The sequence below is a fragment of the Ectobacillus sp. OTK genome (genome assembly GCF_059698935.1).
On sequence record NZ_AP048547.1, the window covers coordinates 4,415,343 to 4,437,965 of the forward strand.

The following is a 22,623-nucleotide window of genomic DNA, read 5'->3' on the forward strand; positions in this document are numbered from 1 at the left end:
AGCCGGACAATGCCCCTCTTATTCTTTTAAAAAGAGCCGCCTCATACACGAAAGGCAGCTCCATATCATGTTACGGCTGTTCTGGAGAAGAAATATCAATTTGTCCTTGGTCGCTGAAAATCGTACTCTTTATCCAATTATTCATAATACACTTCGCTTGTGAGCAATCTCCCATCGTAAAGCAAATGCCGACATATTTACTGTTCGCGGTATGGCTATTGTGAACAATAGAACCTTCATTGACATTGATATTCCCGTTTTGTGTAACACCGTTAACTTGAATTTTGCCAACCCTAATATATCCAGCCATGGAGTAAGCCTCCTTAATAAATGTAATCAGCCTTGTACATTAATGTATGCATGTACAATATAAGAGTTAACAAGATTAAGATTGATTGATAAACTTTACTTCTCACAAGAACCGTTACGGCAGTTATTGTACTAACTAAAAAAGGAATACATATAAGAGAGGTACAAAAGTAATGGAGGTGAGACTATGGCAGTTGTTCATGCTACGGAAGCTCATATTGCGCTCTTAGCAAGATTACTTAGAGCAGAAGCTGAAGGAGAAGGCAACATAGGCATGCTGCTTGTTGGGAACGTAGGAATCAACCGAATTCGAGCAAACTGTTCTGACTTTAAAGGACTTCGTACCATTCCGCAAATGGTGTATCAGGAACATGCATTTGAAGCCGTTCAGTACGGTTATTTCTACCAAAGGGCAAGAGAAAATGAAAAACGCTTAGCTCGACAAGTAATTAATGGGCATAGACGCTGGCCTGCAAAGTTTAGTTTATGGTATTTTAGACCTCCGGGCTCTTGTCCAAGCCGGTGGTATAACCAGCCTCTCGTAGGACGTTACAAAAAACATTGTTTTTATGAACCAACGGCCGAGACCTGTGAAAATGTTTATAATACATTTTAAAAAGTGAGCTGTACCTGATAACCTTTTCTTCTTGTACAGCTTTTTTTCGATATTCAAACGAAAAGAGGGTGGTCCCATATAATGAACCAGCCCCTTTATTGCATTCCTTATCTTACTCGATTGCAGATCTTCTTTACAGCCTCATCAATTTCATTTTCTATTCTTTCTGTAGTTGATTTAACTTTCTATACTCTCCCGGCGTCATACTTGTGTCTTCAGAAAAAACATACGTAAAATAATAGACAGAGGAAAAACCGGTAGCTTCTGATATTGTTTTAATCGCTAGGTTCGTTGAACGCAGCATTTCGGCTGCAGCTCTTACCCTTTCTTTGCGTATAAATAATGTAAAGGATACACCCAAATTCTGACTAAATAAACGAGACAAATGCCGGGGCGAAATGTGCAGATATTGGGCTACATCCGTTAAGGAAAGGGGTTGGGCTAGGTTATCTTTAATAAATAACTGTGCTTGATGAATAAGTTTATTAGCAGAGGCGTGGAGATGTTTACGCTCATCAACAATGTTCATGCGGCAAAATAATACCTGCAGCGAAAACAGCAAACTATAACCAAGGGAACGCAAAAGTACATCTGGACATGGATGACTCGCATGCTCCAGTAATGTTTGCCATAAAAGTGCCGCAGGTGATTGGGCAGCGTCTTGAATATAAAAATCTGATGTTTCAGCAAGCTTTCTAAATAAATGGATCGCCTCTTCAGTTGAAGCATCCTCATCAATTTCAAATCCAACCCATAACAAAAACAAATTCTGCCCTTTATGGATTCTATGCAGTTTACCAGGACGCGAACAAAAAAATGTCCCTTTCTGAAGTATGTAGTCCGTTCCGTCCTCTAAGTAAAGACCTGAACCGTCCACGACATAACATATTTCAATAAATGAATGTTTGTGGATTGGATTGTCTTGGTGATTCGGATGTGCTCCCCAGTAATAGACACGAAAAGAGGCCTCATCGCCAGGCAAATAAATGGCTTCTTTTTGCAGTGCATAAATGGCTGTACCGACATTCATCATATTCCTCCAGTTAAACTAAAAATATTATCAAGAGTTTACCAAAATACCTGTCAACAATCTAACATATTAACAATCATTTTATATTCAATCTATTTACATCCATTCGTACTCTTCTCCACTAGGCCTTACTTTTAAACATAAGAAGCTAAGACGGCATTATACTCAGAAAAAAGATTTTTATAGAAAAAGGCAGCCTCGATATACAAGGCTGCTTCACATTCGTTATTGATATTCAACCCATACAGCACCATTATCTGCAGATCGTACGCAGTTCTCAACCCATCGGACGCCTTCTACTCCTGCCTCAATTCCAGGATACCAAACATCTTCTAGCGTTGCTCCGCGATCTGCTGCATCCATAGCCTTTGCAAAACGGGTATACAGATTGGACCATGCTTCAAATAAACCTTCAGGATGCCCGCCGCCAATGCGGTCATCAGCTAATGCTTCAGGATAGAGATAGTCCATTCCGCGCTCTAATATCTGTACTGGTTTTCCTTGTACTTCATATCGCAGCTGGTTAGGCTGTTCGTCCCACCATTCAATACTAGCCTTGGAACCGATGACCCGAATCTTTTGCCCATGCATGGAACCAGCATTTACGCAAGAAGACCACACAGTCCCAATGGCACCATTATTATATTCCATTATGGTATAGGCATTGTCTTCTAGCGGCGCACGGCTTTTTACAAAGCTTTGGCGCGTACACAATAGTTTTTGGATTTTCATATTTGGCAGCATAACCTCTGACAAATAGAGCGGATGTGTTCCTAGATCACCCAGTACATAGCTTGGGCCAGCCATTTTTGGATCCACACGCCATTTCGTACTCGCATTGTTTTCTTCTACGGCTCCAGAATGGAAACCGTGCGCAAACTGCATATTTACAATTCGGATTTCGCCTAAATCCCCATTCGCAATCATCTGACGCGCCTGCTCAATTGCCTGATGACCTGAATAACCGTATGTGATGCCGACAACACGATTCATCTTTTTCGCAAGAGCCTCTAGTTCTTTTGCCTCTTCAGTAGTAAAGCATAGGGGCTTTTCACACACTACATGCAACCCAGCCTGCAACGCAGCCTTGCAGATTTCATAGTGGGTACCATTTGGAGTCGCGATCGAAACAGCTTGAATGCCATCTTCACGTTTCGCCTCTTCTTCAAACATGGTTTTGTAATCAGGGTAGCAACGCTCTGGGTCCACATGTAAATTGACTCCAAAGTCTTTACCGCGTTCCGGGTCAATATCAAACGCACCTGCCGCCAATTGAAAATTATGATCACGTAACGCAGCTGAACGATGAATATACCCAATTTGGCTTCCTCGTCCACCGCCTACCATTGCCCAGCGTATAGGTTTATCGATATTTTTTTCACCGTAAATCATGTGCCATTTCCCCTTTTGTTATATGTATTTTTGATTAATAGCCAACACTCTTTAAAAAAGCTATACTCTGACTAACATCTCGCAAGCTAGTATCAGAATTTCTAGGATCACGTTCTTGTTCAATCGTAATATAGCCATGATAGTCAATTTCTTTTAATAGCTTGTGAATCGAATGATAGTCAATGATCCCCTGTCCAATCGGACACATTACGCCCTTAGCACAAGCATCGAAGAAACGGATATGCTCTCCCATCACTTGCTCATAGATTTCTAGATCAATATCCTTAAAGTGGATATAATCGAGCCGATCTGCATAGTCCCGAAGCCACTCTATCGGTTCCATTTTTGAATAATAGAGATGCCCTGTATCGAGACAAAGCCCTGCAGTTTCATATGGAATATCTTCTAAAAGCTTCTTAATTTCATCTTCAAATTCGATGTAGCCGCCTGCATGAGGATGAATAACAGATCGTACGCCATATTTTGTCCATGCCCGCTCCGCAAGTGCACGAATGTGTGCCATCATATTGTTCCAATCCTGCTCGGATAAACGTTTTGCCCGATCAGGGTGACCGGCTGCATAATCTCTTTCCTCATGTCCCCAGTCAATGAGCACTAGATAAGGAGTCGGAAAATGTTGTCCTTTTTCCTGCGGTGAGGGCGGAAGTTTAGTAATCAAAGAACAAATATCGTCCACCTGATGCAATAAGCTTTCTAAATTAGATTCTGATACTAAATCATCAAAAATCGTTCCAGCAATGATTGTCAGATCGTTTTTGGAAAGCTCTGCTTGCACCCGTTCAATATCCATCGGAATATAACCGTAAGGTCCTAGCTCAATCCCTTTGTACCCAGCTTGTGATGCTTCCTGTAACACCCGCTCCCATGACGGAAGATATGGATTTTTCGGATCATCTACACCCCAGCAACAAGGTGCTCCTGCAATTTTAATCCCCACTCTAAACACCTCTATAACTATATATATTGTTTTTAAACTTTATTCTTCATTCCTATCATTCACCGGACATACTCCAGTTGATTCTCGAATGATTAACTTAGGTAACTTTAAAACTACCTTCTTTCTTTCGCTTCTTTTCTCTATCTCTTCTAGAAGTAAATCTACAGCTAGCGAACACATGCTTCGAAGCGGTATTTCGACTGTTGTTAAAGGAGGATCGCTGCTCTTAGATAACAAAGTATTGTCGAATCCCGTAATAGAGAGATTTTCAGGAATCTTTACATTTTTTTCTCGCGCACCCAGAAGAGTGCCTATTGCTAATATGTCATTACAAGCAATGATTGCAGTAGGCGGGTGTAAAGAATCTAACAGATCTCCTGCTAAACGCTGCGCATGTTCTACACTCGAATCACTGATAGCAATCAAGTCCTCATAAGCCTCAAGATTATGATCTTGTAATGCCTGCCTGTATCCGCGAATACGCTCCTGACTGCTCGAATTGTCTTCTGCAATCACTGCGATTCTTGTATGGCCAAGAGAAATCAAATGGGCAGCTATCTCATATCCCCCCATGAAATTATCAACTGTTACGGTGTTAATGGAGAAACCTGGATGATACTCAGAAAGAAGGACGACTGGAACAGCTTCGCTTAATAACTCAGAAATTACCTCTCTGTTCCTAAAACCGCCAGCCAAGATAAATCCATCCACACTTTTCTGCCTTAATAAGGACACGTAGCGCTCTTCTTTCTCGGATTTAAAATCAGTACTGCAAATAACGAGGTTAAATCCGTATTCAATTGCACGATCCTCTACTGCGCGTGCCATTTCTGCAATTACGGAATTAGATATATCCGGTAATAAAAATCCTATTGTAGATGTTCGCTTACCCGTTAATGCCGATGCAAGGACACTTGGCTTATAGTTCAGCTCCTGTGCTACTTTTAAAACCTTTTGTTTTGTTTTTTTTCCAATCGGCTGATTATTCATAACCTTTGACACAGTAGATATTGAAACCCCCGCTTTTTCTGCAACATCATAGATTGTGAGTTTCATTTATTAGGTGCCTCCTTCCTCCAACCGAACCAAATAAGCGTATCATGTATAACCAGTCCATCCTTTCTTTTCATCGGTCGTTTTAGGTGCTTTCTTGGAATGTAGCACATATACCCGTCCAGCAATCATTCATATCCCGGTCCCCTTAGGCTATCGTCTTCCCGATTATGCTCAGCAGACGGCACCCTTTCTTTCTTAATATAAAGACATTACTTTGATTTAAATACATTCTATTAGAAAGCGCTTTCGACTTGAGTTCATTGTATCAGAAACCGCTTTCTATTTGTTTATAAAATGACGACCTTTCTTTATGATTTAAGGACAAAAAAGAAAAAATCGATTTTTTCTAGTTTTTCTATTACGTATTGGCTACGAAAAATAAGTTTATACCATGTTGTGTAGTGCCTCTAAGTTAAGGCCTTTTTATAAAGAAAACTCGCTGATTGACGAAGACAGAGGCGTAGGTGCCCTTTTTTTCTAAAATTTCCAGATGGATCGAGCTTGCTTCCAGTTGGAAATTTATACTTTCTAAATCTATAATCATACTTTTTGTAAAATGAAAAAGCTAAGCATAGGCAGCCTTATAGAATCTATACTTAGCCTCTTCTTTCATTTAATGTTACTCATCAACAAATCAATGCTAGGTTGCCTAAATAAAAATATAAAGCGGAAAAATAACGCAAAATTAATATAGAAACCGAAAGAATTTTGATAATCTGTTCACTCAAGTAACATCTATGATAAAAGGAGGATACTTATAGGACTGTTGACAAATCCCTATTTCAAACAAAAAGAAGACACCGCCTATAATATGCGTTTGTCTTCTTTTTTATTTACTATATCCCATGTCTGAAATATATTGATTTAGTTTGTAAACATCTTCTAATAATAACACTTTATTCCATCAATTTTCTCAGAAAATCTAATTTCAGCTTCGCATTATCTTTGCTAATAATATCTACGCCTGTATCAATATTTCTTTTAACATCTTCTCCCTTTATGACTTTTAATGCAGTTTCAATCCTTATATACCCCATATCATAAGGATTTTGTGCTACTGTACCAGGTAACGTCCCATCTTCTAGCGACAACTTTACCATCTATGTCAAAATCTCGAAATCCCTGTTAGGCTATCGTCTCCTCAATATATACTTAGCAGACAATACGACTTTCTCCTTTTCATCTGATTCAAATCAAAAGTCCATACAAACGCTTACAAATGCATTTGTATGGACTTTCCCTAGCCAGCTCCAACCAGTCCTACTATCTTAATTACAAAACACACTTCAAAAAGAGAGTGTTTATGCGGTAGATTGTCATAATGCTTTGGCATGACACCCCAATAATGAACATGAAAAGATGCTCCATTTTGCACTAAACGATGAACATATTGGTTCAAAGAGACTTTCCCCAATATAAAATCATTCAAATTCACAAAAATTCCTCCTCGTCCTAAAATAAAGAAACTATTCCCCTGTTTCGTTAGGTCTCTTATTATAGAATATTTTTACAATGTGAAAATCCAATGTTTATTCTAAATAAAAATTCCTCATAGGATAGTTAATATTCATAATAGTTTTTCCTCCACATTAGAACTGATGGAAGTCTCCTTTATTTATTGCTACCCAAAAGTACAATCCATTAATTAGTTCCCTATTCCTTTTCTGCATTTCCAAACTTCATTATTGGCTCCTTTTCCACAAATGAAATTTAGTAAAGAACCCAGTAATGAAACCGCTTTCTATTTTGCGTTAGACCGTGTTAAAAAGACAACCCAGAAATTAGTTATTTGTAATTATAAGCCAATACATATTAAATGTATTTATATTATGAAGATACACCCTTACACTTTAAAGATATTATCCTAAGTGAAAACTTGGTTCGTAACCTTCACTATCAACTCCTCCTCCAAGTTGACATTCGCTAAAAACTCTATAATACAACCGTTGTCATCACGGTTGAAAACCACTCGAAAAATTATCGTTTATAGTTATAATTATAGGACAACATATAATAGTTTTATTTGTATTATAAGGACATATTTTTTGTATTCCAAAGACATTTTACTAAGTAAACACTTTTATTTATCTATCGGCTGGCATGACACAGGATTAGAAACACAAATAGACCGCAAAACTTTCTTAAAGAAGCGCTTTGCGGTCTACTTATCTCTTGTCTTATTAGGATAAAAATCTCTCTTGTTTATTATCGAAAAATACGATCAATTTGTTGAATCTCTTCATTTGTTAACTGAACATCTAACGTTTTTAAATTGTTTAACACTTGATCCGCTCTCTTTGCCCCTGGAATTAAAGCATCAATGGAATCGCGTGTTAAATACCAAGCAAGAACTACATGAGCTATTTCTGTACCTTTAGCATCTGCAATTTTGCGTAATTGCTCCACCTTTTGTAAATTTTGTACAAATACTTCTTTTTGGAAATACGGTAATTCTGCACGCAGGTCATTAAAGACCATATTTTCATTATATTTACCGGCTAATAATCCGGATGCAAGCGGGAAATAAGGAATAAACGAGATATTCTGCTCTGTTGTATATGGCAGCAATTCCTTCTCTGCATCTCGCTGCAGTAAATTATATTCGCCTTGATATACATCAACATATCCGTCTTGATTCGCTTCTTTTAATTGGTCAATAGTAAAATTGGAAACGCCAATTGCTCTAATTTTACCTTCGTCCTTCAATTGTTTTAAAGCGCCAACTGCCTCAGCTTTCGGTGTATCCTCATCCGGAAAATGAATGTAGTATAAATCTATGTAATCTGTTCCAAGACGTTTTAAACTCGCTTCAACCTCTTTCTTTAAAAAAGCTGGTGAGTTGTCAAACACAACATCTTTTCCAACAAATTTGTGAGCGCCTTTTGTAGCAATAACCGCCTCTGAACGATTTCCTCTTTCTTTTAATACTTCACCGATTAATTCCTCCGAGCGTTCTGGTCCATATATAAAAGCCGTATCTAAAAAATTAATGCCGTTATTTAATGCTGTTCGAACTAACTCTTTTCCTGCTTCTTCGTCCAGGTTTGGATAAAGATTATGACCGCCAACCGCATTTGTTCCAAGCCCAATCGGATTTACATATAAATCTGTTTTTCCAAGTCGTGTTTGCTTCACCATTCTATATTCCTCTCCCTCTCATTATCAAAATATCATACTCATTATCCTACATTTTTAGATAAAAATTCCAATAAATCATATTATGGAATTTTTATCGTTTTTGGAGTTCTTCAACAGTAGATTGAAAACCACAGGATTCTCTGGTACTCAATTCATCCTTCAATACGAACTTACTTGTAATGGAACTGGTTTTTCTACAGAAGCTAGTTCCATATCTTCCGTTGTTAACTCAAGTAATTTTCCTAAGAATTTTATCATTTCTGTTTTGTTTTGAATGTCTTCTACTGTGCAAACATCTTCCTTTTTCACCTTTTGTATACATTCGCTTATAGCTTCTTTATAACTATTGGTTTGAATCAACCATTCTCCTAAAAGCTTCTTTGTTGCCGCTCTCTCATCTTCGCTTTTCACTGCAAATAAACTTTCCGTCTCAGTCTCTTTTAATGCAATCAAGCTAAAATCATGATTCATGCAAATGCGAAAATAATTTCTTTGGCTACTATAATAGTTTTCTTTCCTTAAAAGAAAATACTCAATTCCAAACTGAACTTCATAAAATGGGCTGCCTATAGTTTGAATACGAATTTCTTTTATTTCAATACTTTCTGACAAATCTAAATAGACTTCTAACCCCTGTACAGTATTAATGACTTTTGCATCTAATAGATTCATACTGCTTTTCCTCTCTTTCATATTACAATTATGTTTTATCTATTCTGAAAGTTAAAGTGATGAAACTACTTATGGCTTGATTACTAAGTCTGGCTTCTTTTTCAAACTATGTTTCCCATCAATAAAACGAACTGTCCCGGATTTCGCACGCATTACGACTGAATGTGTCGTTCCTATGTTTCCGTTATATTGAACCCCTTTTAAAAGCTCTCCGTCTGTTACACCGGTCGCAGCAAAAATGGCATCGTCGCCTCTCACGAGATCTTCCATCCTTAATACCTGATTCACATCCTCGATCCCCATTTTTTTGCAGCGATCCAACTCTTCTTCATTTTGCGGCAGAAGCTTTCCTTGGAACTCGCCACCCAAGCATTTTAACGCAACAGCGGCCAATACCCCTTCAGGAGCTCCTCCTGAACCAAGCATAATATCGACGCCTGTGTCCTCAAACGCTGTATTAATGGCTGCAGCTACATCTCCATCTTCAACCAATTTAATTCTTGCGCCAGATTCTCGAATCTCTTGAATCATTTGTTCATGGCGTTCTCGATTTAAAATCGCAACAACTAAATCCTCCACCTCTTTATTTTTTGCCTTCGCAACAGCCCGCAGATTTTCAATGACAGGTGCATTGATATCAATCATTCCTACCGCCTCCGGCCCAACTGCAATCTTTTCCATATACATATCAGGTGCATGCAAAAGATTGCCATGATCAGCTACTGCTATAACGGTAAGGGCATTCCATGTACCTGCAGCTACGATATTGGTTCCTTCCAATGGATCGACAGCTACATCTACCCGGGGACCATAGCCTGTCCCTAGCTTTTCTCCGATGTACAACATAGGAGCCTCATCCATCTCACCTTCCCCAATCACAACCGTACCCTTCATCGGAATCGTATCAAATACATCCCGCATGCTTTGTGTGGCTGCCTCATCCGCTTCTGCTTTCTTTCCTCTTCCCATCCATCTTGCCGCAGCTAATGCAGCTGCTTCTGTGACACGGACAAGTTCCATTGATAAACTTCTTTCCATCATTAAACATCCCCGTTCTCTGCTTATTATGAAAAGCTCCTCATTCACTTAATAGAGGCGTAATATTTTCAGCACTCCCTACCAGAAAGAAAACTTTCTAGGGCTGCAATAGCATCTTGTTCATCACTTCCATTTGCAAGCAGGGTAATTTCTTCCCCTTTTCTAATGGCTAAGGCCATCACTCCTATAATACCTTTCCCAGCTGCCATTCTCCCATTTTTAATAATGTTTATCTCACTGTCAAAGGAAGATGATTTTTGTACAAATTGATTAGCATATCGAGCCTGAAGACCATGCGGGAGCTGAATGACAACTCTTCTTTCCATCATGAAACATCCACCCTCTCTTTCCTGGATTATATGGTATCTATATAGTCGATATTAAATAATTGAATGTTCAAACCCAGCTTATAACCAATTTATTTCCTTATAAAACCTGCACTTACTTCAAAAGTCCCTGCAAAGTGTAAAAATCCAGTGCCTCTCGCAGCTATTCAAGAGTTAAAAATAGAAAATTATATAAAAAATTATACAGATTCCAGAATCCTATCAACTGGTTTTGATACAGAGACTAATTTTTTTATGTCTTGTATCATGAAAACTGGAGTAGGGAAAAAACTAAGTTTACCTGAAGAAGTAATAATTCGCTTCCATTTAATTTCACCCTCAATCTCGACTGTCTCCCCAACAATCAAAGGAACGTCTGCTTCTTCACTTAGAATGGGAATGACCTTAATTCGATCTTCTCCTATCTGAACCCCATGTTCGACCTCAAGAAAGGAAATACAATCACTATTGTTATACCAAAGCCTTGGATACGGTCTTTGTTTGAAAATTTCTCCTCTAATTCTCATTACAATCCCTCCTTCTTAAGCTTACTGATATTCTTCATAACTAGCAGGAAACATCAATGACTCTTGCAATGAGCCTCTAATCTTGGCCATACTGGTACTATGATAAAAAAAAGGACAACTTCACCAACAGGTAAAGTCTGTCCAAAATGAAGCGGAACTCTATATAAGCTATTCGAAATGGCATTATAGCTCATAAATTAACAGGTTATATAGGTTCCTATTTTTTATCAAACCATTTTCACACCAGAATCCTCTTCTCTTGCTTTATAGCTTGTTTTAAACTCTCTCATTTTACTTTTAACTGCAGCTACGACTGCCTCTTTAGCTGGTGTGATAATAGCACGAGGTTCATACACCCTCTCGTCAGCAGCCAAAACTTCACGGATAGCTTGCGCCCACGCTTGTATGTTCTCTGTATTGACATTAATTTTGGCATGCCCGAGTTCAATTGCCTTCTGGATTTGATAATCAGGGATTCCTGAACCTCCATGAAGGACAAGCGGTACATTCGTCAATTCAGAAATTTGTTTCATCTCATCAAAGCCTAGCTGAGGTTCACCCTGATATGGTCCATGAACCGAACCTAGAGCAGCTGCCAACGCGTCAATCCCTGCTTCTTTGACAATTCGTAAACATTCATCAGGATCGGCATACTTGATTCCGCCCACTAGCCCATCTTCCATACCGCCGACTGTTCCAACTTCCGCTTCCACAGATACTCCTCTTGGACGTGCATAGTCCACAACTTGTTTCGTCATAGCAATATTCTCATCAATTGAATGATGGGAACCATCAATCATAACCGATGTAAACCCAGCATCAATCGCCTTTTTGCAGCGTTCCACACTCATCCCATGATCCAAATGCAGTACAACCGGAACAGTAATGGACATTTCTTCTACAAGACTTTTGACCATTGCAGCAATCGTCTTAAATCCTCCCAAATAATCAACAAGTCTATCAGACGCCGCCAGTATGATAGGCGCTTGTTCCTCTTCAGCAGCTTGCAAAAAAGCTTGTGCGAATTCTAGGTTATTTATATTGTATTGACCTACAGCGTAATTGCCTTCCTTAGCCTTATGCAACAGGTCTTTCATAGATACTAAAGTCACCAGCATCGTCCCCCTTTCGTAAAGATATCGGCAAAACTATACTTAAAGTTATACTCTTATATTAAAAAGATTTAATCCCTCTTTAATGGATTTCAGCGTTACTTCGTTGGACCATTCTGGTTTATCAGGGTAAGCGAATACTGAATTTGTTACAATTCCATCAAATTTCATTTCTCTTAATTTCCGGTATAATGCTTCAAAGTTTACTTCCCCTTCACCAGGGTTCAAATGCTGGTGAATGGTTACGTTTGCATTAGGAGGATTCACAATATATCGTAATCCAAATGCTGCTTTATGATTAAGCGTATCGGCAATGAGAACATGGGCAAGTAAATCTCCTGCTTCTTCTAAGTGTTTCTCTACATCGCCAATACCATCATCATAAAAGAAAGCATGTGCAACAGAATATACCAGCTTAATCCAATCTTTATCCAGTGCACGAATCATTCGAATGGCTTCTGTATTCAACTCAATGAAATCGTTAGGATGGGATTGTAAATTAAGTTTAATACCTTCTCTTTCAAAAATTGGCATGAGTTCTTCCATTGATTTAACAAAAGCAGCTTCACTTTCAACCGGACGGCTTTTGTCGCCGGCAAACTCACTGTTCATTAAATCCACTCCTAATTCAGAAGTGATTTCAATACAACGTTTCCAATTTCTCACTGCAGCTTGACGTTCTTCTTCAATGGGTGAAGACCATTGTTGCACAGGAAGTACAGAAGAGATTTTAACACCGGCATCTAGACAATATCTTTTTAAATCCTTTATCAGCTGCTTATCAACCTTTGGATATTCATAAAACCAAATGAAATCTTTACGCGGTGATAACTCTACATATTCATACCCTAATCTGGCAACTGCATCGATAGTATCTTTTAAATTTGTATTATCACGATAATGTGACGGATCATATGCTAAACGCATGTTAAACTTCCCCTTTCTCGCCTATTAATATTGCTTGGCCTTTTTCAATTTTTCTTGCTTTAATTCATACGCCTTTTGAACGCCTTCCTGGTTAGACACTTCAGGTACTCCAAGGTTCCACCAGCTGCCTTCATAGCCGTCTGTCATTGTCTTTGGAAGTACTTTCATTTCGATCAAAGTAGATTTATCCTGTTTTTTTGCATCTTCTAAGGCCGCTTTTAGTTCTTCTACAGTATTCGCACGATATGCTTTCGCTCCATATGCTTCAGCTAATTTTGCATAATCAATATTTAAAATTTGATTATCCTCTGTTCTGAATTCACAATAGTAGCTGCCGTTTCCAAAATCCATTTGTAGATTGTTAATGCAACCATATCCAGAGTTATCAAACAGAAGCACATTAATCTTTTTATTGTACTGAATGGCTGTAACAAATTCAGAGTGCAGCATGAGGAAGCTGCCATCGCCAACGATCGTGTATACTTCTTTTGCCGGATCAGCCAACTTCAGACCTAATGTACCTGACACTTCATATCCCATACATGAGTAACCATATTCGAGATGGTATGTGTTTGGCATCTCTGAATGCCATAAACGCTGCAAGTCTCCTGGAAGTGAACCAGCTGCACAAATAATGATGCTGTCAGGATCGATAGTGTCATTAATAGCAATCAATGCCGTTGTTTGCGGTAATTCTGTATTTAACACATCCGCATATTCGTTTAATACTTCTTGTGAGAAGTGATTTTTAATTTCAGGATCAAAGTTTTCTCTATTAAATACAACTTTACTTAAACGATCACGCTCAGCTAGCCATTCTTCTTTTAATTCCGCAATCGCACCACCAAACTCGCTTTCGTATCCTTCCAGCATTGGAATTAATGCTTCCAAAGTTGATTTCGCATCTGCTACAACTGGAAATGCATCTAATTTATAGGCTTGCATACGGCTCACGTTAATATTTAAGAACTTTGTTGTTTCAAAATCAAAAATAGTTTTAGAAGAAGTGGCGAAATCAGTAAACCTTGTACCAATACCAATAATTAAATCAGCTTGACGTGCTGCTTTATTCGCCGCTAATGTTCCCGTGATTCCCAAGCCGCCTAAATTGTTGCTGAATGAGGACTCAACAGTTGATTTACCAGCTTGTGTTTCTACTAGCGGGATGTTATATCTTTGTGAAAATTCGATTAAAGCTTCGCGTGCTTCTGAATATTTAGCTCCGCCGCCAACAACCACTACCGGTTTTTTGCTCGCTTTAATTAATTGGGCTGCACCATTTAATTCACGGTCATTTGGTAAGCGACGATCGATGAAATGCACACGTTTCTCAAAGAACTTCTCATCATAATCGAACGCTTCCCCTTCCACATCTTGCGAAATACAAATTGTAGCAGGGCCTGCCTTTGCTGGGTCTGTCATGACTTCAAATGCCCGAATCAAACTCGACATCAATTGCTCGGGGCGGGTAATACGATCCCAATATCTTGATACTGGCTGTAATGCATCATTTGTTGTAATCGCAACGCTATGTTCTTGCTCTATTTGTTGCAACACTGGATCAGGCTGACGTGTCGCATACGTATCAGCTGGCAGCAACAAGATAGGAATATTATTAGCTAGTGCTGTGCCCGCTGCCGTTACCAAGTTTGCTGATCCTGGTCCGCTTGAAGTTGTAACAGCATATATTTTTTTACGCAGCATTTGTTTGCTGTAAGCAATCGCTGCGTGCGCCATTCCTTGTTCGTTTTTTCCTTGAATCACTTTTAAATGACCGGAATCTTGTTCAAGAGCCTGACCAATCCCTAGTACATTACCGTGACCGAAGATATTAAAGATCCCTTCAACGAAAGGGGTTTCTTGTCCATCAATAGAGACATATTGCTGATTCAGAAATTTAATTAATGCTTGGGCTGTTGTTAACCGAATTGTTCCCATTAGTTCGTCACCCCTGCCTCAATGTAAGATCCTTCAGCAATTAATTGCTCAATTTCTTCCGCTGTTGGCATTGCCTCTGAAGAGCTATGCTTGCTTACAACAATAGAAGCCGATGCACTGCCGTATTTTAAAGCAGTTTCAATATCTTTTCCGCTGATTAAAGCATATAAGAAAGCGGAAGCGTAGGAATCACCTGCACCAAATGTTTTTAATACCTTCGTCTGGTATGCTCGGCCTCTGAATGTTTCGCCTGATTTTGTGTAAGCATATGATCCTTCTACACCGTGCTTAATAACAACCAATTCAGGGGAATGATTAAACAGGTAACTAATTGTATCTTCGTTCTTTCCGCCTGTTTTGCTTTCCATTACATCATACTCATCACGAGTACCAATGACGACATCTGCCTGCTCTGCAACGAGTGAACAATACACAGCTGTTTCCTCAGGAGAATTCCAAGAGTACGGACGGTAATCCAATTCGAACACAACTTTTACATTATTTCTTTTCGCTAGGCTGACTGCTTTTAACACTGCTTCGCGAGACGGGCTTTTGGATAAAGCTGTTCCGGAAACAAGCAGGACTTTAGATTGTTTGATATACTCTTCATTGACCTCTTCAGGTGCTAAATACAGATCCGCTACATCTTGGCGGTACATTAAAATACTGCACTCTTCCGGACTCTTAATCTCTGTAAATGCCAACCCTGTTTTGTGTCCTTCTTTATCTACTACCATATTAGATGTATCAATTCCAACCCCGCGCATATATTGCTCGATAAAGCGTCCATGCTGGTCATCTGAAATTTTACCGATAAATCCAGCTTTTAACCCTAGCTTAGAGCTGCCGATTGCGATATTCGCAGGCGAACCTCCCACATATTTTGAAAATGTCATTGTCTCTTCCATCGGACGATTGTACTCTACTGCATTCAAATCAATGCATGCACGTCCAACCGCAATAATATCGTATGTTCTTTCTGTATTGAATTCGTACTTCATCTCCGATAGCAACTCCTTATATTTTTATTAACGTTTAAGAATCCATTCATGAGCTGGATCGTTATAGAATTTCCAAATACGTGTTGGTCCTGCCATTACATTTAAATAATAGGACGTATAACCGTCTGGTACCCCAACTGGGTGGTATCCTGCTGGCACAAGAACAACATCACCATTTTCAACCGTCATTGTTTCATCAATGGAACGATCATCCGTATAGACTCTTTGGAATACAAAACCTTGCGGCGGGTTCATTTCATGATAGTAGGATTCCTCTAAAAATGACTCCTCCGGCAAGTTGTCACGATCATGTTTATGCGGTGGATAGCTTGACCAGTTTCCACTTTCTGTGAACACTTCAACAACAAGTAAGCTATTAGCAGTTGGATCTGAATCAGGCAAAATATTGTGTACAAGACGTTTATTATTAAGAATTCCTCTATTTTCAACGCTATTATCTGAAGCTTTAATCAGTCTCGTAGGCAATTGTTTTTGAGAAGGAGAATAACATAATGCTACGCGAGCTTGGCTAACTCCCTCTACTTCAAAACGTCGATCATTTGACACATACACACTGTCTGTTGGTACTTTTTCGAATACGCTTTCACGAGTACCTAAATTTTCAAACACTTCCTCGCCATCTGTGACATTAATTTTCCCTGTCACAGCCACGATGCAGCATTCTTGCTTTCCTAGTACTTCTGAATATTTAGCACCTGGAGCTAAATCAACTATTTTAAACCCAACATATTCTAATGGGGAATTTTCTGTCGTTACCTCTTGAACAATAGTGACTCCTTGGGACACTTCGTTCTTTTCTGGCTTTCTGAGCAATTTACTCATGTTATACCTCCTTATCATCACGGTGGAAACAAACCGTCACAGCATCCCTTGACAGGCTGCTCTACAAGTTTTGTATTAGCAACCGGTCCATATACTTAGCAAATATAATGGACCGATTGCTCAAACTTTCAATCATAAACTATCTATTAATCTAACAAACTCTTTTACTCAAATTTAGGTGCTGCATAGCGCGCTGTTACTACTTTTTTGCGTGTATAGAAGTCTACGCTATCTTTCCCGTTCGCATGTAATGTTCCGAAGAAGGATGATTTCCATCCAGAGAATGGGAAGAATGCCATAGGAGCTGGTACACCTAAGTTAACTCCTAACATACCTGCATCGATATTTTCACGGAAGTAGCGGATAGATGCAGCATTTGTTGTAAAGATACAAGCACCGTTCGCAAACTCTGATTTATTTGCAATTTGAATTGCTTCTTTTAAGTTTTTCACACGCATAATGGATAGTACCGGAGCAAAGATTTCTTCTTTCCAGATCGTCATATCCGGTGTAACATCATCGAAAATAGTAGGTCCGATGAAAAAGCCTTCATCTAACGCACGTTCACGGCCGTCACATACAACCTTCGCGCCCTCTTCGATTCCTTTTTCGATATAACCAATTGTACGTTTTTTATTGTCTTCTCGAATCACTGGGCCAAGCAATACCCCATCATCTAAACCGTTACCGATTTTAATATTAGCCGTTCTCTCTTTCAGCTTCGCTATAAATTCATCAGCAATTCCCTCTTCCACTGTTACAACTGAGCATGCCATGCAGCGTTCGCCTGCTGAACCAAATGCAGAGGAAATAACATTTGTGATTGTGTCATCCAAATCCGCGTCATTTAGGACAATCGTATGGTTTTTCGCACCTGTTAACGCCTGAACACGTTTTAGATTTTCGCTGCCTCGTTTAAATACATATTCGCCAACCGGCTTAGAGCCAACAAAGGAAATTGCTTTCACTTCAGGATGATCTAAGATACCGTTTACAACATCGTGTGCACCATGAACAACGTTGAACACGCCTTTTGGAAGTCCTGCTTCTGTAAATAGCTCTACTAATTTTTCTGTTAAAAGCGGTGTTCTTTCAGATGGCTTTAAAATAAATGTATTACCTAACGCAATTGCCATTGGGAACATCCAGCAAGGTACCATCATCGGGAAGTTAAATGGTGCAATTCCTCCAACAACACCAATTGGGTAGCGGTAGTTTGTCGCTTCTACATCTGTAGCAATGGAAGCTAATGAATCTCCCATCATTAGAGAAGGTGCTCCAGCAGCAAATTCAACATTCTCAATTCCGCGCTGTACTTCCCCTAGTGCTTCCGTCAAGCTTTTTCCATTTTCCTTTGTGATGAGGTGAGCCAATTCTTCTTTATGCTTTGTTAGCAATTGTTGATAGTTAAATAGGATTCTTGCACGTCTTGGCACTGCAACCTTTTGCCACTTTTCAAACGCTTTTGCAGCAACTTCGATTGCATAATCGATATCTTCTTTTGTTGAGATTGGAACTTGGGCAATGACTTCTTTTGTAGCTGGATTGTAAACATCCTCATACTTTGTTGTTTTACTTTCAACCCACTCACCGTTAATGTAATTTTTTAGCTTTACTGCTTTTACTGTTTCTAACATGTTTTCTTCCTCCTTAGAAAATTTGTTTTTGTTTCTAGCGATTATTTAAAAAACTTTAATAACCTATTCGGGTCTTCACACGGCAAATTCCGCATCCCTTTTTAACACTTTAAGAAAGGTTATAATTTACCAGTTAAAAACTGGGCTTCTCCTAGTCCAAAACTCCAATCAGCATCCCCATTGGTAACAATGGAAACCATAATATCATTCGGTTCTATTCCACAACTTTCCCCAAGCTCTTGAACCAAAAGTTTATAAAAATTCTGCTTTTGCTCATCAGTTCTTTGCTTACTAGTTACACTTAGCACTACTAAGTTTTTACTTCTCTCAAAACCTAAACCAGTGTCTTGTATAATCATTTCATGAGCAGGATGCTGGTGAACGATTTGATAACGATCCCTTTCAGGTACACCGAAAGCTTTAACCATCGCCCGGTGAGAAGCATCTAATAGATTTCTTAGTGCCTCCTCGTCTCGCCCTTCTATTAAATCAAATCTAATTAACGGCATAATAAATAACCTCCAAAGCTAATTTAGTTACGTTAAACCAGTGGTGTCATATTTAAAATTCATGTAATATTAGATATAAGGTTGTCTAAATACCTTAGACCGTTGGGCACCAATGCAATCGATTACATCACCTTGTTTTTTATACCTTTATACCATTAATTTCAAATAGGATTCAGATATCACAAGGGCTTAATCACATTCAGATTGTTAAACAACTGATGCAATCGATTACACCACTCTGCCTTTTATACCCTTATCATATGAATTTCAAATAGCTTTAGATCCTACAAGGACTTAATCACATTCAGATCGTTGGGCGGCTAATGCAATCGATTACATCGTTCTGTCTTTTATACCCTTATAACATGAATTTCAAATAGGATTCAAATCCTACAGAGACTTAATCGCATTCAAATTATTGGGCAACCAAGCAATCGATTACATCGTCTTGTTTTTATATATCTTGATACCATTTAATTTCAAATAGCATCAAGATATCACCAAGACTTAACCATATCCAGATTATCAAGAAAGTGATGCAATCGATTACATCGTCTTGTTTTTCCACCTCTCTCGAGACAACCTTGTTATGTTTCGGTAACATGTTGGATATGTTTGATTCCATAATACTGTTAAAAACGTTTTCAGTCAATAAAAAATCCAAGATTTTTTTCTATCCACTTGAGTTATCAATAGAAAAACCCTTCTAAACCAAGAGATTTCTATCAAATTTCGTCAAAATTATAAACACTAAATTACATAATTACCTTTTTTGGATGATCTCCAATTTTACTTCAAATTAATATCCATACAACAAAAACATGGTGAATTTTTGGATAACTTTTGTTAAGATACATTACAATACCTATATTACCACTAGAAGTACAGTTCTAATCCTATGGTCGTATGAATTGCAATGCTGGATTATATTTTTTATCAGCAGCTAAGTTAAAATAAAAATAAAAGTAAACCGAGGGAGAAACATGTTAAAAACGAAACGAATTGAACAAATACAGGAGTATATTTTTGAGCACCAAACAGTATCTTTAGATGAGCTTACTACGGTGTTTGGTGTATCAAAAAACACGATTCGACGTGATATTCAGCAGTTAGTTGAACGAGGAAAAATCAAAAAAGTCTATGGCGGAGTAGCTGTAAATCATGCCACGCTTGAATCATTTAACCAAAGGCAAACGCGTAATCAAGGACAGAAAGAATCAATTGCCAAAGCGGCAGCGAATTTTGTTGAGGACGGGGATATTATTTATATTGATTCTGGAACAACAACATTAGAAATGGTGGAGTACTTACAGACAAAGCATGTGACCGTCATCACTAATAACCTGGATTTTATTATTCATTCTCTTCCTTATCCTAATTTAAATGTACTTTCGACAGGAGGAGTAGTGAACCGTGAAACAAAATCATTTGTTAGTTTTAAAAACATGGATTTATTAAAATCGTATAATATTAACAAAGCTTTCATGGCCTCAACCGGCATCTCCATATCAAATGGTGTAACTCATTCATCTCCTCTTGAGAGTGAAATAAAGCAAACGGTCGTTAAAAGGAGTTCAAAAGTATATTTACTGGTGGATCAGGATAAATTTGATAAGTCTGCCCTGATTACCTATTGCGGCCTGGATGAGATTGATTATATTGTTACTGATACTGACCCAAGTGAAAATTACCAGGAATATGCAAAAAATCATAATATTCAGCTTGTAATCTCCGATAAACTGAATTGACATATAGAAGGGCCTTAAATACATTTGTTATTGAATTGAAGAAAAATCCTTAAAATACAACTTTTAAGCAGACATTTTTGCAAACGGATACAAAGAAAGGGGCTCTGATGCAAAAAATATTTTTCGAAAATATTTTTTGCATGGACTGTTTTTGGACAAGGCTGCATCCCTTGTTGAATTTGTCCCTTTTTCGCCATAGAAAATTCCCCTCAAGTATAGTGCAGCATCCCGCGCAATCTACGCAGGCTTTTTACACTGTCTACTTGAAGGGGATACTAGATTGAGGGACGTACCTCCCCAACCTTTTTATGTTCGAACTATGTCCATAGTTTCCCAGAATACTAAAAGCAGGACAGATCCCGATTCTTTCATCACCCAGTCCCTTTTACACCAGCCGTTGCAGCATGCTCCTTTTTAGACTGCATACGCTTGATATAAAACGACAGCCCTAAGCCAAGAACGGCAAAGGCTTCGCACACGAGAAACGCTAGGTTGATCCCATGAATAAGCGCCTCATGCATTGTTTTTCCCTCCGCATGCGCTGCACCATTCGTCATAATCGTGACGAGAAGAGCCGTGCCAATTGATGCTCCAACCTGACGCATCGTGTTCGTCATTGCCGTTCCATGCGGCAGCAAATGCATTGGCAGCTCATTCAATCCTGCTGTATTTACAGGCATAAGCAGCATCGAAACACCTGCCATCCGCACTGTATACATTACACATATAAAAAGAAAAGAAGTGTCTGGTGACAACAGCCAAAGCGGGATTGTAGTAATCACAACAATGCTCATCCCGATTATCGCAAGCGGTCTCGCACCGTATTTATCAAATATTCGCCCGGCAATCGGCGACATGATTCCCATTGCGACTGCACCCGGCAGCAGCAGCAGGCCGGATTCAAACGCTGAGGTACCGCGCGTGCTTTGCATATAAATCGGCAGCAGCATTTCCGCCCCAATCGCAGACGAAAAGGCAATAACGTTAATCATCGTTGTTAGCTTAAAAATGCCATATTGGAATACACGAAATTCAAGCATCGGCTCCTCTAGCTTCAGCTGACGCCATATAAAACAAATAAGAGTCGTTCCTCCAATAATTAGAGACAACTCGACCTCCGAGCTTGACCAGCCGCTCCCGCCGGCGCTGCTAAACGCATAGAGCACACCGCCAAAGCCAAATGAAGATAAAATGATAGACAGTACATCAATTTTTGGAAATGCCCGCTCCGTCACATTTTTTAAATAAAAGAAGGCGAACCCAATATCAAGAAGCGCAATCGGAAGCGCGATAAAAAATAGGGTGCGCCAGGAATATTGGTCTACCAACCAGCCGGCAAATGTCGGGCCAATAGCAGGTGCGAACGAAATGACGAGACCAACCATTCCCATCGCTGCACCCCGCTTTTCCCGTGGAAAAATCGTTAAGAACACCGTCTGCATGAGCGGCATCATAATACCGGCACCGCACGCCTGCACAATTCTTCCAATCAACAACACCGAAAAAATCTGTGCTGTTCCAGCAATCAGAGCTCCTATTGAAAATACGCTCATCGCAGTAAAAAACAGCTGCCTCGTCGTAAATCTTCGCAGTAAAAACGCAGTAATAGGAATCATAACACCGTTGGTCAGCATAAATCCGGTTGTAATCCACTGCACCGTATTTGCCGATATATGAAACTCTTGCATAATCGATGGCAAAGCAGTAACTAGCAGCGTTTGGTTTAAAATAGTAACAAAGCCGCCCGTAAGAAGCAGCGCAACGATAGGCGCCCGCTTAAAGCTTAAAGACGGCTCTTCATATGTTCCCTTCATTTTATCTTCCCCCTATATTCTCTCATCTGTAC

22 protein-coding genes are annotated in these 22,623 nt (G+C 39.1%); 2 read left to right on the forward strand and 20 right to left on the reverse strand.

Annotation, left to right across the window (positions count from 1 at the left end):
* Positions 1–70 precede the first annotated feature (70 nt).
* A complete protein-coding gene (locus tag AC6HZ4_RS21910; protein ID WP_497491896.1) occupies positions 71–310 on the reverse strand; it encodes a spore germination protein in 240 nt (79 codons plus the stop codon).
* A gap of 186 nt (positions 311–496) precedes the next feature.
* Here AC6HZ4_RS21910 and AC6HZ4_RS21915 point away from each other — a divergent pair, with 186 nt between their 5' ends.
* Positions 497–925: a cell wall hydrolase gene (locus AC6HZ4_RS21915; protein ID WP_497491897.1), complete on the forward strand. Its 429-nt coding sequence runs from the start codon at positions 497–499 to the stop codon at positions 923–925.
* A gap of 157 nt (positions 926–1,082) precedes the next feature.
* Here AC6HZ4_RS21915 and AC6HZ4_RS21920 read toward each other — a convergent pair whose 3' ends face one another.
* The 18 genes from AC6HZ4_RS21920 to AC6HZ4_RS22005 all read right to left on the reverse strand — a co-directional run bounded on the left by AC6HZ4_RS21920 (position 1,083) and on the right by AC6HZ4_RS22005 (position 19,029).
* The gene (locus tag AC6HZ4_RS21920) at positions 1,083–1,958 is read right to left on the reverse strand and encodes an AraC family transcriptional regulator (protein ID WP_497491898.1); all 876 of its coding nucleotides are present in this window, start codon (positions 1,956–1,958) and stop codon (positions 1,083–1,085) included.
* Between the two features lie 222 nt (positions 1,959–2,180).
* Positions 2,181–3,347, reverse strand: coding sequence for a Gfo/Idh/MocA family protein (locus AC6HZ4_RS21925; RefSeq protein ID WP_497491900.1), 1,167 nt, complete (start codon positions 3,345–3,347; stop codon positions 2,181–2,183).
* A 34-nt stretch (positions 3,348–3,381) separates the two neighbouring features.
* Positions 3,382–4,305 carry a sugar phosphate isomerase/epimerase family protein gene (locus AC6HZ4_RS21930; RefSeq protein WP_497491902.1) on the reverse strand — a complete coding sequence of 308 codons (924 nt, stop codon included), beginning with the start codon at positions 4,303–4,305 and terminating at the stop codon, positions 3,382–3,384.
* A 39-nt stretch (positions 4,306–4,344) separates the two neighbouring features.
* The gene (locus AC6HZ4_RS21935) at positions 4,345–5,361 is read right to left on the reverse strand and encodes a LacI family DNA-binding transcriptional regulator (RefSeq protein WP_497491903.1); all 1,017 of its coding nucleotides are present in this window, start codon (positions 5,359–5,361) and stop codon (positions 4,345–4,347) included.
* 896 nt (positions 5,362–6,257) lie between these two features.
* Entirely contained in the window at positions 6,258–6,452 is a 195-nt protein-coding gene (locus AC6HZ4_RS21940) for a hypothetical protein (RefSeq protein ID WP_497491904.1), read from the reverse strand.
* A gap of 149 nt (positions 6,453–6,601) precedes the next feature.
* Entirely contained in the window at positions 6,602–6,796 is a 195-nt protein-coding gene (locus AC6HZ4_RS21945) for a hypothetical protein (protein WP_497491905.1), read from the reverse strand.
* Positions 6,797–7,566: 770 nt separating this feature from the next.
* Complete coding sequence (locus tag AC6HZ4_RS21950) at positions 7,567–8,499, reverse strand: aldo/keto reductase (protein ID WP_497491906.1); 933 nt, start codon at positions 8,497–8,499, stop codon at positions 7,567–7,569.
* Positions 8,500–8,658: 159 nt separating this feature from the next.
* Complete coding sequence (locus tag AC6HZ4_RS21955) at positions 8,659–9,171, reverse strand: hypothetical protein (protein WP_497491907.1); 513 nt, start codon at positions 9,169–9,171, stop codon at positions 8,659–8,661.
* A gap of 69 nt (positions 9,172–9,240) precedes the next feature.
* Entirely contained in the window at positions 9,241–10,209 is a 969-nt protein-coding gene (glpX, locus tag AC6HZ4_RS21960; protein WP_497490642.1) for a class II fructose-bisphosphatase, read from the reverse strand.
* 68 nt (positions 10,210–10,277) lie between these two features.
* Complete coding sequence (locus AC6HZ4_RS21965; protein WP_497491908.1) at positions 10,278–10,538, reverse strand: HPr family phosphocarrier protein; 261 nt, start codon at positions 10,536–10,538, stop codon at positions 10,278–10,280.
* Positions 10,539–10,735: 197 nt separating this feature from the next.
* Positions 10,736–11,062, reverse strand: coding sequence for a hypothetical protein (locus AC6HZ4_RS21970; protein ID WP_497491909.1), 327 nt, complete (start codon positions 11,060–11,062; stop codon positions 10,736–10,738).
* A gap of 227 nt (positions 11,063–11,289) precedes the next feature.
* Positions 11,290–12,174 carry a class II fructose-1,6-bisphosphate aldolase gene (gene fba / locus AC6HZ4_RS21975; protein WP_497491910.1) on the reverse strand — a complete coding sequence of 295 codons (885 nt, stop codon included), beginning with the start codon at positions 12,172–12,174 and terminating at the stop codon, positions 11,290–11,292.
* A 48-nt stretch (positions 12,175–12,222) separates the two neighbouring features.
* Positions 12,223–13,101, reverse strand: a complete 879-nt coding sequence (locus AC6HZ4_RS21980; RefSeq protein ID WP_497491911.1) for a sugar phosphate isomerase/epimerase family protein — start codon at positions 13,099–13,101, stop codon at positions 12,223–12,225.
* 24 nt (positions 13,102–13,125) lie between these two features.
* Complete coding sequence (gene iolD / locus AC6HZ4_RS21985; RefSeq protein WP_497491912.1) at positions 13,126–15,039, reverse strand: 3D-(3,5/4)-trihydroxycyclohexane-1,2-dione acylhydrolase (decyclizing); 1,914 nt, start codon at positions 15,037–15,039, stop codon at positions 13,126–13,128.
* Positions 15,039–16,040 (reverse strand): 5-dehydro-2-deoxygluconokinase, encoded by a 1,002-nt coding sequence (gene iolC, locus AC6HZ4_RS21990; protein ID WP_497491913.1) that lies wholly within the window; start codon positions 16,038–16,040, stop codon positions 15,039–15,041. Before iolC ends, iolD begins: the two co-directional genes overlap by 1 nt.
* Positions 16,041–16,067: 27 nt before the next feature.
* Positions 16,068–16,883 (reverse strand): 5-deoxy-glucuronate isomerase, encoded by an 816-nt coding sequence (iolB, locus tag AC6HZ4_RS21995; protein ID WP_497491914.1) that lies wholly within the window; start codon positions 16,881–16,883, stop codon positions 16,068–16,070.
* Between the two features lie 164 nt (positions 16,884–17,047).
* A complete protein-coding gene (iolA, locus tag AC6HZ4_RS22000) occupies positions 17,048–18,520 on the reverse strand; it encodes a methylmalonate-semialdehyde dehydrogenase (protein ID WP_497491915.1) in 1,473 nt (490 codons plus the stop codon).
* A gap of 119 nt (positions 18,521–18,639) precedes the next feature.
* Positions 18,640–19,029, reverse strand: coding sequence for a tautomerase family protein (locus tag AC6HZ4_RS22005; RefSeq protein ID WP_497491916.1), 390 nt, complete (start codon positions 19,027–19,029; stop codon positions 18,640–18,642).
* 983 nt (positions 19,030–20,012) lie between these two features.
* On the opposite strand from AC6HZ4_RS22005, the gene AC6HZ4_RS22010 reads away from it, so the two are divergent.
* Positions 20,013–20,777 carry a DeoR/GlpR family DNA-binding transcription regulator gene (locus AC6HZ4_RS22010; protein ID WP_497491917.1) on the forward strand — a complete coding sequence of 255 codons (765 nt, stop codon included), beginning with the start codon at positions 20,013–20,015 and terminating at the stop codon, positions 20,775–20,777.
* A 371-nt stretch (positions 20,778–21,148) separates the two neighbouring features.
* Here AC6HZ4_RS22010 and AC6HZ4_RS22015 read toward each other — a convergent pair whose 3' ends face one another.
* The gene (locus AC6HZ4_RS22015; protein WP_497491919.1) at positions 21,149–22,591 is read right to left on the reverse strand and encodes an MDR family MFS transporter; all 1,443 of its coding nucleotides are present in this window, start codon (positions 22,589–22,591) and stop codon (positions 21,149–21,151) included.
* Positions 22,592–22,623: the final 32 nt, after the last annotated feature.